Origin of the sequence: Mycoavidus sp. B2-EB (genome assembly GCF_014218255.1) — a bacterium.
Classification (GTDB): domain Bacteria; phylum Pseudomonadota; class Gammaproteobacteria; order Burkholderiales; family Burkholderiaceae; genus Mycoavidus.
Map to the genome: position 1 here is coordinate 56387 of NZ_AP021872.1, position 13921 is coordinate 70307.

7 protein-coding genes are annotated in these 13921 nt (G+C 50.7%); all 7 read left to right on the forward strand.

What is annotated here, in order from left to right; all coding sequences use genetic code 11:
* The first annotated feature begins 4 nt into the window (after window positions 1-4).
* The 7 genes from gspK to MPB2EB_RS00280 all read left to right on the forward strand — a co-directional run bounded on the left by gspK (window position 5) and on the right by MPB2EB_RS00280 (window position 13796).
* Window positions 5-1096: a type II secretion system minor pseudopilin GspK gene (gspK, locus tag MPB2EB_RS00250; protein WP_232534449.1), complete on the forward strand. Its 1092-nt coding sequence runs from the start codon at window positions 5-7 to the stop codon at window positions 1094-1096.
* A gap of 25 nt (window positions 1097-1121) precedes the next feature.
* A complete protein-coding gene (gspL, locus tag MPB2EB_RS00255; RefSeq protein ID WP_185181911.1) occupies window positions 1122-2423 on the forward strand; it encodes a type II secretion system protein GspL in 1302 nt (433 codons plus the stop codon).
* Window positions 2420-2923 (forward strand): type II secretion system protein GspM, encoded by a 504-nt coding sequence (gene gspM, locus MPB2EB_RS00260; RefSeq protein WP_185181912.1) that lies wholly within the window; start codon window positions 2420-2422, stop codon window positions 2921-2923. Before gspL ends, gspM begins: the two co-directional genes overlap by 4 nt.
* 64 nt (window positions 2924-2987) lie before the next feature.
* A complete protein-coding gene (locus MPB2EB_RS00265; RefSeq protein WP_185181913.1) occupies window positions 2988-3767 on the forward strand; it encodes a type II secretion system protein N in 780 nt (259 codons plus the stop codon).
* 272 nt (window positions 3768-4039) lie between these two features.
* A complete protein-coding gene (locus MPB2EB_RS00270) occupies window positions 4040-11701 on the forward strand; it encodes a hemagglutinin repeat-containing protein (protein ID WP_185181914.1) in 7662 nt (2553 codons plus the stop codon).
* A complete protein-coding gene (locus MPB2EB_RS00275; RefSeq protein WP_185181915.1) occupies window positions 11698-12624 on the forward strand; it encodes a PoNi-like cognate immunity protein in 927 nt (308 codons plus the stop codon). Before MPB2EB_RS00270 ends, MPB2EB_RS00275 begins: the two co-directional genes overlap by 4 nt.
* Before the next feature lie 260 nt (window positions 12625-12884).
* Window positions 12885-13796, forward strand: coding sequence for a hypothetical protein (locus MPB2EB_RS00280; RefSeq protein ID WP_185181916.1), 912 nt, complete (start codon window positions 12885-12887; stop codon window positions 13794-13796).
* Window positions 13797-13921 lie beyond the last annotated feature (125 nt).

The window sequence follows — 13921 nt, forward strand, 5'->3', positions numbered from 1 at the left end:
GGATTTGCGTACGATCCGACGTTATTCTTCCGGTTACAATGATCCCCGTCGGGCGCGTGGTGCGGCGCTGATCACCGCGCTGTTTGTGGTGACGCTGTCGGCGCTGTTGGTGTCTGGCCTGTTGTGGCGACAGCAAATTCAAATTCGCCGTATCGAAAATCAGCAGATGATGATGCAGGCCCAGTGGGTGCAACGTGGCGCGCTTGATTGGACACGCTTCATCTTGCGCGCGGCAGCAGATACTTCGCCGATTGATTATCTCGGCGGCATTTGGGCCGTACCTATTGCCCAGACGCGCTTATCTGATTTACTCGGACGCGCTGGGGCAGCGGGCGATGCGTATGAGCAGGACACTTATTTATCCGGTTCGATTGAAGATGCACAAGCTAAATTCAATTTGCGCAATTTAATTAGTACGCCCCGGCCCGGGAAGTTAGAGCTAAATCTGGTGCAGGTTGCGAACTTTGAGCGCTTGTTAGCGATCCTTAATTTAAGGCCAGAATTAGCAAAAGCCACAGCTTTGCAGCTCCGCGCGTCGCTGATGAACTCAAGGCAAACTTTGCAAAGCGGGGCGAATTCTAAGTTGCAGGATGCGGCTGGCAGCGAGAAGGTAGAGGGCCAAGCAGAAAATCCATCATTTGCGGCGAATTCGGAAGGCGGGCTTAACTCTCAAGGGTTGGCGATCAATTCTGTGGAAGCCTTGCTTGATGTCCCCGGCTTTAGCGCAGATATGGTGGCGCAACTCAAGCCGTTTGTCACGGTCTTACCACAGCCCAGCGCGGTTAATGTGAATACGGTAAGTGCCGAAGTGTTAGCCGCAATGATTCCAGGTTTGGAGGTACCCAATGCGCAGATGCTATTGACCTTGCGTGAGCAGGTTTTTTTCGTTAATACAGGTGACTTCACGAATCGCTTACGCACCATTACTGGGTCACAGCTTGAATTTGATACCAGCCAATTCGATGTAAGAACTGATTTCTTTGTCATTCATGGGCAGGTGCAGCATAATCGCGCGCGCTTATTGCGTGATGTATTAGTGTATCGCCACCGTTTGACGCGTAGTACACGTATCATTAGTATGCGTGATGCAGTATGATTATTTTGCGAAAGGGATCAGCGTTTTGACAACACTTGTGGTTCAACTACCCGCCCGCGACCCAGCGCTAACCTCAGCGCAATGGCAGTTGTCGGCTTTGCCCTTTATTCTTTTTGATCGGCGCGCCCGCGTATTGCGTGCAGGTCAGTCCTCACTTGCGCTGCTACCGAAAGCGCGGACAACCATTTTACTGGTTGCAGCGCGCGATGTACTCATGCTGACCGTAGCGCTTGCGCCCCTCAAGGGCACACGTTTACGGCAAGCTTTACCCAATGTAATCGAAGAGCATGTGATCCGAGATCCACAAACTTGCCATATTGCACTTGATCCGATAGCCACTGAAAATAATCAACGGGTGTTGGCAACGATTGATCGCGCTTGGTTTCGTTTTGTATATGAGGCCTTTATCGAAGCGGGTCATCAGGCTTTACGCGCAGTGCCGATTACACGCTGTTTGGCCATACCTGAGGTTGAAGCCCCGGCAAGCCTTGAGGCCAAGCTTGAAAGTGTCGTGGATAAAAACGTTACGCCTTTATTGGTTGTGATGGTTGGGTATTCTGAGCCGAGCTCTGTAACTTCGCCGGTTGATGTGGCTGAGTCATGCGTTGAACTTGCTTTGATTCGCGCGGGTCAAGGCCAAGGTCTGACGGTCCCAATGCATGCGCTCAACCAGACGCTGAACGCATTGGCGGGGCCTGGGCCGCTGACGCTCTATCGACTGACTGACGTGCCAGGCATGCCCTCTGTTACGGCAGCGCCGCCCCCTTTTGAGAATCAGCCATCCCTCTCATTTGAGGCCTTGGCGCGGCAGGCGTTAAGCTGCTCTTTTAACTTGTGCCAATTTGAATTTGCGGAGCAACCATGGCGCTTTAGGCGCGGTGCCTTAAAGCTCTGGCGTTTGCCGTTGGGTTTGGCGCTGGCTAGCTTACTGGCGATGGTCATTGGCGTCAATCTGCAATGGCTATTGCTGGTACGGCAGCAAACTATGCTGAGTACGCAGCAGATTGAGGTGCTGCTGAACGCTTTTCCAAAAACCACAGCCGTGCTGAACCCTCCCCAACAAATGACGCGCCAGCTCGATGCGCTGCGTACGGCTGTAGGTGAGCTTTCACCTACGGATTTTCTAAGCCTTGCGGAGGGCCTGGCACGCGCGCTAGGGAGCATCTCGCCGACGGCTATTGCGCAGATGAATTACCGTAGCCGTGTGCTTGAAGTGAGCTTTAAACCGGGCGTGAAAATTGATGAAGCTTTTGGGCAACGGCTCGCTAGCCAAGGGCTGGACGCACATTTTGCGCAAGGCAAATGGATTATTAAGGGACGAGGATGAAAAGTGCTTTGATAACGCTTTGGAGAGATTTCTGGAGTGAGCGCAACGCCCGCGAGAAAATGCTTTGCATCACGTTAGGCTTGGTTTTCAGCATCGCTTTGCTGTATAGCGTGTTATGGATGCCTGCCCGCAGCGGGAGTACCAGGCTGATGGCTAAGCTACCGGCGATGGAGCGCGAGCTAGCGCAAATGCAAGAACAAGCACGACAAGCGCAGGAGTTAGGACGTCGGCCAGCCAATATAACGCCTATCGGCGATGGTTTACGTGACACTCTGATGACTTCGCTTGCGCAACACAACATGACCAATGCTCAGTTATCTGTGCTCAATGGCGCGGTACAAATAAAATTAACCAACGTTTTCTTCGCAGATTGGCTTGGCTGGCTTAACGAAATCCGCAAACAATATAAATTGCAAATCGCTGAAGCCCAGCTCACCAGTCTTAATGAAGACGGGCAAGTGGATCTTACGGCGTTGCTGCAAGCGCCGAGCGCCCGTTAATTTTTATGTGTTCATCCTCTAAACGCTGATGCAGTCAACCCATCAGATAAGTGCTGCGCGGAATATGCATCCACTCTTGCAAAAATTAAAAGAGGCCCTGCCATGGAGTTTGGCCGCGCTGGTTTCAATCCTATTCACCGTACTGGCGCTCTTGCCGGCCGCTTGGTTTTTGCCGCTCGTGGCGCAGGCAACCGCCGGGCGTGTGAGTTTAGCGGCTCCGGCGGGTTCGTTATGGCATGGCTCAGCCGTGCTGATGTTAGCGGCTGGACCTAAAGCCAGTGCTCCCACCGCACTAGCCGGGCGGATTGAGTGGCGCACCGCGTTTTGGCCACTTTTTTCGGGTAAAGTGAGAATCGCCATGCAGGCCAATGAGGCCAGCGCAGTACCCATTCACCTCAGCATAACGCCACGTGGCGCGACGCTTTCCTCCGGGCAGTTGGAGGTGCCGGCAAGCTTATTAACGGGGCTAGGCGCACCGTTTAATACATTTAATTTGCAAGGTGGGGTGCAGCTTCAATGGAACGATTGGCGCTTTCTAGACAATAAGCTATTCGGCCAACTTACATTAAACCTAACGGATATCTCGTCGCGTATCTCACGCGTAAAACCGCTGGGCTCATATCGTGTCGTGATTCAGGCGCTAGGCCGTGACGCGACGCTGGCCCTGACCACGACACAAGGTCCTTTACTGCTTGACGGGACAGGTCAATGGGCGCGGCAGAAATTCTCTTTCCGTGGTACAGCTCAAGCAGAAGAAACCGAGCGAGAAAATTTACGCACTTTGCTGAGCTTACTTGGCAATCGTATGGAACGTGATGTGTACGCGTTAGTTTTAGATCTGTAAAAATACGGTTGTTGAAGAAAGCTAGCGAATTCCGGTAAACCTAGGCTTGGTTGTTTCGTAGGCCAGTAAGACTCATTCAAAATCCCATTGTAGTAAGGTTATACAGAGATTGTCCGGCCTTTTATGCGCGGGATCCCTGCCAGAAATGATGCAAATTAATAAAAATTTTTTAAAAAGATTATTTGCATAAAATAAATAATTGCGCAAGTTTATTTGGTGTTTTGAGAATCATCATTTAGACTGAGCGCATTACATATGATTAAACGGGGTGAATGATGTTAAGACCTATTCATGGGATATCCACTCAATATATTCGGACTCATTCGATTACACCAGATAGGCCAGAGCAAATAACCGCCCCTTCTAATTCAGAAGCGGATGCACCGACGGCGCACCGTGCTCACTCTGTACCCCGCAGCCTGAATCGCGTTATAAAGATTGCCGGAGAGCCGGCCCAATTGATTTTTTCTAATGCCAATGGGATGGAGTGCTGCGGCTATCAATTTCTCCATACCAACCGCCTTGTGCTCACAACCGGAGAACCGATTTTAAATCGTGACGGTGAGTTTCAGGCCTTTCGTCTAAAAACAGGTCAAATAACGATTCAAAGCAAAACAACCCTCAAAGGATATGAGCAGATTGATGTAATCGCGTATTCGATCAAAATAGAGGGCGAGTTATCCGCCAATCAAATTAACTTGAATACAGCGGTGAATGGCTCAAATCTGAGCCTGCCCGTTACGCTGCAACAGGACATAGCTGACACGACCATTCATTCGGAGTTCCCCCGCCAGCTGCAATTCACAGGCACTGCCAAGGTAAAAGCAGAAGAACATTTGAGCATTCAGGCGGATACGCTCGATAATGCCAGTTCTCAGATTCAATCAAACGGAAATATTACCCTCAAAGCCAACCGTTTGATCGGCGCAGGAACGCTCGGCGCCACACTGGATCTTACGGCAAAGCTGGAAGAGCGTTATACGCATCGCACCCAACTCAACGCCGGTCGGCATCTATCGATTTCAACGGCCCAAAGTTTCACGAATCAAGGCACTCTAAAAACGCGAGGTGAAATCACGCTTAAAGCTAAAACGTTAGAAAATCAATCCACCTCTTTGATAGACGGTGTTCACCTTAAATTCAAGGTAGAAAATGTGCTTAAGAATTATGGAGTGATTCAGGGCAGCACAGTGGTGATTGATGCGCAGCATTTGCTCAATGATGGCACTGACGATACGGATGAGCAGCAGGCTGGGGCTATCCTCGGCCGAGATCAACTGATGCTTGGAGCTTGGTTCCTGCATAACCAGGAGCATGGGTTGCTGCACAGTGATGGTGAATTGACGATAGGGGGCTCCTTCAATGCTCAGCACAAAGCAGAAGGTCCAGCATACAGTCTAACCAATATGGCGTCCTCTACCATTGAGTCAAGAAAACCGCTCTTAATTCAAGCCCATATTTTAGACAATCAAAACGGGCAAATCACGACGGGTTCCGATCTTATACTGAAGAGTAAAATTCTCAACAATATGCAGGGCCATATAGAAACCCACGGTGCTCAAAGCGCATTGGATGTGCAAGCAGACGTGATTGATAATACCTCAGGCCGGATACTCCATACTGGCACAGGGCCAATGCAGATTTTCGCTCACGCTTCGATCATGAACCGTAAGGAAGAAGGCGTAAAAGGAGCGGGCTTTATTATCGGTAAAGGTCTGGTGACGCTCACGGCCCCTCAAATATTGAACTATGACGGGGCGACCATTCTTTCCCACCACACACTCAAAATAAAAACTTTTTATACAGATTCTCTGACATGCTGTTTATCCAATCTAGCCGGCACACTATCGGCGCACCAAAAAATTGAGATTGATACATATCAACTAGATAACAGCAAAGGTCTGATTGCCGTAGGGAAAGATGAAGCTTCCGAACCGGAGATTTCAAGTGATCCAGACCGTTCCACACAGCCGACGTATCCAGGCAGTGTCCTTGAAATTCGTGCGCATACAGTCATTAACACGGAGGGGGGGCAAATCGTTCAAAGTGGACAGGGTCAGATCCAGCTTTTTTTAGATGCGAGCGGCGGTGGCTACATAGCACAAGGGGGCTTAATGAATGCCTGGGGTCGCATCACGATAGAAGCGCCGAATATTGTCCATACGAATAAGAGCCAGATGACGGGAAAAGACCTCAATCTGGTCATCGGAGAAAGAATTCTTAACCAAGCCAATGCAACGTTATTTGCCCGCGATAGATTGTCCTTAAAAGCCTTAGCGCTCGATAATATGCAACAAGGGGTTTTGCAAAGTGAGGGGCGCATCTTCATTTTAGCGATGGCTTTTTGTAACGAAGGCACGATACACAGCCAAGGGGAGATCCGGATCCTTTCTAATAAGATGCGTAACCGTCGAGAAAGTGGCACATTGACCCAGCACTTATTGCGTTTGGCGATTCACCCGGGCCTGATTACGGGCGATACGATTTTAATCAGTGCGCGTGGGCCTGACTCTCTGTTGAGAAATACGGAGAGCATGATTTTCGCGCAAAACAGCCTTCAAATCGGGGTTCATGAGATTCAAAATCGTGCCGGTGGTACGCTTTATAGTGGCGGTGGTTTAGCCATTGGCCGTAAGCTGAATGCGGAGTCTATCGTGCAGGGTCGCAGTGAACGCATTCTCAATCATGGCTCCACGATGGATGCGGTGGGAGATCTAACGATTCATGCAAAAGCGCTAGTCAATCAAAATGCAAGATTCGAAATCGAAGAAAGGCTGATTGAGGAGCGGGGCATACACGAATGTCACGATGACCAGACAAACCAACGCTTTGATGGCTCCCAAATCGCCTGGCACGGCGACGTAGGGGGCCTCTACCGTGTGCACAGCTCCGGTCATGAAATATTTCGTTTTATCAACTATGTCTTTACGCGCCGAGTGACCACAACCAGGGTGACGCACAGCGAACCTGGCAAGATTCATGCAGGTGGCGCGATCTCTCTGTCAGACCAGGTGATGAACGATAAAAGCATGATTATCGCTGGAGGGGCGCTCAGCGACCTTGAAGGCAGGCCTGCCCAAATTGAAAACCGGGATGCCATCGGTCAACGCGTCACGACTGATCAGGGAACCTTGCAATACTCAGATAGAAAGTGGCGAGGCGGGTTCAAGCGCTATTTTCAACGGGAGTGGGGTGGGCACGCGCCCTACCATCCGGCACCAATGGTCGAGCATCACACGCTGACGGTCGCCGTCTCTCAACCGCATACGGCAGTAGAGCATTCTGCGCCCTCTACCGCCTTAGTGCCGAGTTCTTCGGCTTTAAGCCGTAATACTTTATTAAATAGCGGTTTATTGCGCCTCAACACCGATCCCAATCAACGCTATCTGATCCAGATCGATCCCCGTTTTACTCGCCACAGCGACAGCGTTTCGAGCGATGTATTGCTGCGCTTACTGAATCTGGATCCTCAGCACATTCCCAAACGCCTGGGCGATGGATTCTATGAACAGCAACTGATTCGAGACCAAATTATTGGTCTAACGGGCCATTACTACCTCTCTAACCATCGAAACCCGTTTGCTGAGATTCGGGACTTGATGCACGCCGGGGCAGACTGGGCCAAACGGTTCAATTTGATGCTCGGCATTGAACCGACACCTGAGCAAATCAATGCGTTAACCACCAGCCCCGTCTGGCTAGTGAATCAACGTATTCAATTACCCGATGGCTCAGAACAGACGGTCCTGGTGCCTAAAGTGTATCTGGCCCCAAGCGATGCGCCGGCCATCCCACGAAGCAATGCACTGATTTCAGCCGATACGATCGAGTTAGAGAGCGACCGCCCCTTTAAAAACACCGGAACCGTGCTCAGTCGCAGCACAACACGTATTCGCGCAAGCCAGATCGATAACGCGCGCGGCACGCTGGCCAGCCGGGGCACCCTCTCTATCCAAGCCCGCGACGACATCGATAGCCGCGCCGGTAAGCTGATTGCCGTTAAAAAACTCACCGTACAGGCCGGCCAAAATCTACAATTGCAAAGCCAGACACAGACCACTCATGCCGCCAGCGGCAGCCGAACAAACTTAGCGGGCCTCACCCAGATCCAGGCCGGAGAGCTGGAAGCGACGGCGGGATCCGATCTCCACCTAGCCGCCACCCAAATTGAAGTGGAACACACGGCAAGGTTAGACGCTCAGCAAGATCTGATCTTAGGGACCGCCACCACCGGCTTGCAACAGAAGATCGTCTGGGATGAACGGAATGCCCTCAGCCTAAGCCAGCACACTGAAGTTGGCACCCAGATTCAGGCCGGCGCGCTTGAGCTGAAGGCTGGGCGCGATGTAACTGCAACCGGCGCGTATGTCAAAGCGGCAGAGAAACTCGCGGTGAAAGCCCGCCGAGATATTCATTTGGAAGCCGCGTATGAAGAGACGGATTTTGAGGAGTCTCATTATCATGAATCGAGTCACTTCTTCGGTTCCTCAAGCGAATTAACGCGCAACGTGCTGTATAGAAAACAAGCGTTAAGCAGCACCTTATCTGGAGGCACAGTACAGATAGAAGCTGGACATGACCTGAATATCCTCGGTTCAAACGTGGCGGGGATGCATGATGTGGATCTTTATGCGGGAAATGCCCTCCAGCAAAAGGCAGTCGAACAGGCTGAGCGCACTCAGCGCTATTCCGTTCAAGAACGCTCCGGCTTATTAGAGAGCGGGAAATTCGGCGTGACGATCGGCACGCGAACCCAAAAAGACGCTCAAGAAAAGGAGCACACCCCTCAGATTGGCTCAGTCATAGGCAGCGTATCAGGTCCTGTCAGAGCGATTGCCGGCCGAGACTACGAGCAAAGCGGCAGTCAATGGGTGGTGCCCACCGGCGATATAGAGATTCGAGCCGGTCAAGGCAAGATTGAAGCGGCCTATGAGCAAAGCCGAGTCTGGCAGCGCAGTGAATGGCATCAATCGGGTCTGACGGTATCGGTCAGTGCGCCGGTGATTGCCGCGGCGCAAACGAATCGTCAGATGCTGCAAACCAGTACCCAGGTCAGCGATGCGCGGATGCACGCGTTAGCGGCCGGTGCAGGCGCACTGGCGGCGAAAAACGCCTACGATGCGATCAAAGCAGATCCCAAAGCAGCCGGTGGCGCCACCGTGAGCGTAATGCTGGGCGAAGAGCATTCTGAAAGCGAGCAGATACAGCTCAGCCGGACAGCGCTCAACAGCACCCTGGCAGCCGGAGGGGATATCTCGATCCAGATCGGTGGCTTAGGAGAAAAATCCACGTTGGATCTGATGGGCGCTCGCATCGAAGCCAAACAGAATATAGCGCTTAACGTAGAAGGCCGTCTGAAGATGGAAGCCGCGCCGAATAGCCTGATCGAGCAAAGTCAGCAGCACAGCCAGAGTTCTGCAGTGGGGGCCGTGGCAACGCTGGGCAGTCAGAGCTCAGTGGGCGCATCGGTTGCACTCAGTGTAGGGCATGGCCGTACAAAAGGAGCGCAAATTAACTATACGCCGACTCTGATTCAGGCCGGTGGCACGCTAGAGCTCAAAGCAAAAAGTGATGTGCGCCTCAAAGGCGCTCAGATGGTGGGCAAGCAGGTTAAAGCCCAGATTGAGGGTGACCTTGACATAGACAGTGTGCAAAACACGGCGAGGTACCAAAGCCATGCTCAAAGTATCTGTGGCAGTGCGACCGCCGGCTCTGTCTCGGCAGCGAGTCTGAATGTCTCACAACGCAGGATGGACAGTGATTATCTGAGTGTGGCAGAACAAGCGGGGATTCAGGCTGGAGAGGATGGCTTTCAGATCAGCGTTAAAGGAGATACGAAGCTGGTTGGTGGCGTGATGGCAGGTTCTGAGCAGGCGGTGCAGAAAGGCAAAAATAAACTGATAACAGCAACTCTGCACAACACGGATCTGACGAATCAGGCGAGCTATTCTGCAAGCAGTATCAGCTTAGGCGGTGGGTATAGTCAAAGTGGCAAAGGAGTGGGCTCAGACCCATCAGGAAAAGCCATAACGCCGGCGCATAGCGGCAATCAACTGGCAAGCCGGGGTGGAGTGAGTGCTGCGCTACCGATTGTGATGAGTGCTTCAGGCCAGGCAAGATCCACTACCCGCAGTGCGATCAGCGGTGCGGAGATGGTGATTACGGATGAGGCGCGGCAAATCGAGCTGACGGGACATAGCGCGGCCGAGACGATTGCAGACCTAAACCGTCATCCGGCACAGAGTCATCAAGCGTTAGCGCCGATTTTTAATCAAGCGGAGATTGAAGCCGGCTTTGATATTGTCCATGCATTAGGTCGGGAAGCCAATACTTTTATCGTCAATCGAGCCCGGGAAGTAGATCAAAAGCTCGAGCAAGCTAAGCGTATCGAGATGGCGGGTAATGAGCCAATGCCTGTGGAGCAGCAAGAGGCATTACAAAACATGGCAGTTGAATTGCGCGCCCAGGCGCAAGCGCTGAATCAGCAATGGGGACCTGGTGGCTTAAGCCGGCGGATATTGACAGCGTTAACCGCAGCCGCCTCCGGTAATGTAACAGGGGCAACCGAACAGTTTGTGCAAAGCGGTGTTGTGAATTTGCTCCAGCAGCACGGGGCAGGCTACGTTGGCGAGCTGGTGAAATCTGGCGCAGTAAACGAAGGCAGTCCAGCGCATGTAGCGTTGCACGCACTGGTTGGGTTAAGTGGCGCAGCGGCATCGAATCAAAACCTCGGCGCGGGGGCATTAGGTGGCGTGGTATCGAGCATTTTAACGCATGCCTTTAGTCCAACCCATCCAGATGAAACGCGTACCGAGCAAGAAGCCAAACACAATCTTGCGACCACACTAGTTGCGGGTGTAGCGGCACTGACTGGGGCCGATGCGACCGTGGCTACGCACAGTGCCGCAGCGGCTATCGATAATAACTGGCTGGCTACAGAACAACTCGTGCTAGCCCAAAAAGAATTAGATGCCTGTGAAGACGATATCGTCTGCAACGCAGGAACAATGATTAAATGGACTGGCGTTTCGGCGAAGCAAGATGCATTGACAATGTCGGGTCTGATCAGTGGTTTGGCTGAGGCAGGTTGGCATGATGCGGAAGGAGTGGTTGAATTTGTTAAAAATTTCCCCAATAGCCTAAAAGAACTGGCTTCTCTGGTTAACCAGGAAGTACGCGATCAAATAGGAGAAGAGATTGCTGCTGAATTCAATGCCAGGATCAACCGGATACAGGCCGCAGCAAGAGAAGGCGGCGACCAGAATGCATTACAGCTTGGCCGTGAGTTAGGCAATTTATTCTGGCAGATAGGCTCAATCGCATTGGTAGCAGGAGGTGCGGCTAAGCTCACTGCATCGCTTGGTAAAATTGGGGTTCGTCTGGGTAAGGAGTCTCTAGAAAAACTTTCTGGGCTTGCAAAATTTGATCACTTGGTTAAAGCAGGTGGGGTTTTTGGGATTGATGGTAAACCATTAATGGACTTTAGTCGGCTGACAAATGCGCAAAAAGGTATGGTTGGCGAGATATTAGGTAGTAATAAGGTTCAAAAGCTGCTGCCTGAGGCAAAAAGGATTGGGCGCGTACCAAGCATTGGTCAAACAGGTATTGATGACTTATATAAGATAAACAAACCCGGTATAGACTATGTCATAGTGGAATATAAATTTGGTTCATCTGCACTTAAGAAAACGGCGGATGGATTGCAGATGAGTGATAGTTGGCTTATTGGGACTAATACCGGCACGAATCGAATTTTTGAGGCTATCGGTAATCCTGTAATAGCTAAGGCGGCCCGAAATGCTATGGATAATGGAAGAATTGAAAAATGGCTAGTGCACACAGACCCTTACGGAAGGGTGAATTTTGGCATTTTGGACAAAAATGGTAAATTGATACTGCAGCCTGTTTCCCAAATTCTAGGAAATATAAAATGATTCGAGATCAGCTTAAGGATAAAGATTATTTTGATAAGTGGCTTAAATTTGAGCAGCAATCGATTAACAATAGCCTTGAGCAAATACGGCAGCCATCAAAGAATCCATCCTATAGACCACAGTATGTCTATGAAATAGTGCACGACTATCGTCACCTATTATTAATGGACTATTCTAGGGGCGAAATAATTAGCAAGCTTGCTCGATATTTTCCGCCACTATTAGATGCATGGGAAGAAGCTGAACGGCTAGGCAAGGATATATGGACTGAACAACAACAATATACACGTCACGCGTGGGTGGTCAATCTTGACCATTACATAATTTGCTTCTGGCTCATAGGTTTGGCACTTTCCCTCGAAATCCCAAATGATCAATGGCAGCGTTTACTTACACTGATTGGCAATGAAGGTGAAGATGAGTTACTAGATCGTATTATTGCAAACCGAGAACCATCACGTAAAATTGGAAGCAAGTTATGTCACCCAAAGCCCTACCAGCGCTTGCTCGATGCAATTAATGCACCAAAAGATAAGCAAGCAAAAAAGTTAAAAAGCTTTATCACCAAATGGTACCCTGAGTTAAACCGTCCGTCTAGAAATGGCTTGTCAGAGATGACCGCTATGTATGCTCGACCCTATTGGTACAAATATCATACGTTGGAAGGAGGCTATTTCGGCTATTGGTGCATCGAAGCCGTAGCCGCCGTCAAAGCTTTTGGTTTAGATGACTCTTTATGCTTAGGCCATCCCAATTATCCAGGCGATTTACTACGGCCTAATGGACCTTCTACTCATCTTGAACGAATAGAATCAATAGAGAATGATCTGGCGGCTAAAGAAGAGCATGCTAAGGAAACACCAAAAAAGAATTTCCATCATTTTTGGTCGAGGATTTTTAATATAAGAAAGCCTAAGCTTTGATTAATATTTTTATGAATCTCAATAAATATAATTAAAAACCGCGGAAGGTGCAGGCGAAACATTGCACCACAATCTTACTTTGGGACTCATTGAAAGGGGATGCGAAGCTGGTTGGTGGCATGATTGCAGGTTCTGAGCAGGCGGTGCAGAAAGGGAAGAACACACTGATAACAGCGACCCTGCACAACACGGATCTGACGAATTAGGCGAGCTATTCTGCAAGCAGTATCAGCTCATTTATCCTTAATCGGGCCCGGGAGGTGGATCAAAAGCTCGAGCGAGCCAAGAGTATGGAGCTGCTGGCGGGTGATGAGTTGGTGCCTATAGGACAGCGGCAGGAATTGCTGGAAACCGCGGCTGAGTTGCGAGCGCAAGCACAGGCCGCGAATCGGCAATGGGGGCCAGGAGGAGCGTACCGTCGCATCGTCACTGCGCTGACGGCAGCGGGCAATGTGACGGGGGCGACCGCGCAATTCACTCAGGCCGCAGCGCTGAATTATTTGCAAAGCTTGGGAGCAGAAAGAATCAAGCATATTGCAGATGGCCTGAATGATGAAACGATGCGTGCTGCGTTGCATGGGGTATTGGCTTATGGCGGTGTAGTCGCACGGGGGCAATCGGGTGGCTCAGCGGCCTTGGGGGCGAGTGCCAGTGTATGGGTGAATCATCTGTTAGGTCCTGTAGAGGGTTCGTCTGAAGAGGACAAAGAAGCGCGCAAGAATATCGTTACCAGCTTGGTGGCGGGGGTGGCAAGTGTAGGAGGGGCCGATGCGACCTCTGCGCAGCATGCGGCGCAGATTGAGACGGAAAATAATGCGGCTCTGGTGCTGGCTGCGCCGTTAGCGTTCACCCCACCTGGGGTTGTTGTATTAAGCGTGGTGACTGCGGGCTTAGTGGCATGGAATGCTAATGAAGCGTATCAAAAATATCGAGCCAATAATGCGGGGCAAGATGGAGAGGATGGGGATCAGTTAATACTACGGCCCCCGCGGCCGATGATAACGCCGATGGAGCCCCGCAGCCACGCCAAATTCCAGGCAGAGAGTGGCATCAAGATGAAGTTGGTTGATACTTTGCTTTCTGGATCGCTAAATGAAGAAGAAAGAGATATCCTTATTGATATAGTAAGTGAAGAAATGCTCTCAGTAGGAATTGAATGCAATTGGAGATGAATTGGAATCTTTAATATGTACTAGATGCAATAAATCGCAAGGCATGGGGAGATTGATGGAAAGGTCTTTCATCCGACTATTTTAATTGAAACGATCTATGTAAATCACACATCTTATACGTAATG

Excerpts from the sequence above, each read along its gene's own strand:
- gspM (WP_185181912.1), top strand. The coding sequence starts at position 2,420 with ATGAAAAGTGCTTTGATAACGCTTTGGAGAGATTTCTGGAGTGAGCGC.
- MPB2EB_RS00265 (WP_185181913.1), top strand. The coding sequence starts at position 2,988 with ATGCATCCACTCTTGCAAAAATTAAAAGAGGCCCTGCCATGGAGTTTG.
- MPB2EB_RS00270 (WP_185181914.1), top strand. The coding sequence starts at position 4,040 with ATGATGTTAAGACCTATTCATGGGATATCCACTCAATATATTCGGACT.
- MPB2EB_RS00275 (WP_185181915.1), top strand. The coding sequence starts at position 11,698 with ATGATTCGAGATCAGCTTAAGGATAAAGATTATTTTGATAAGTGGCTT.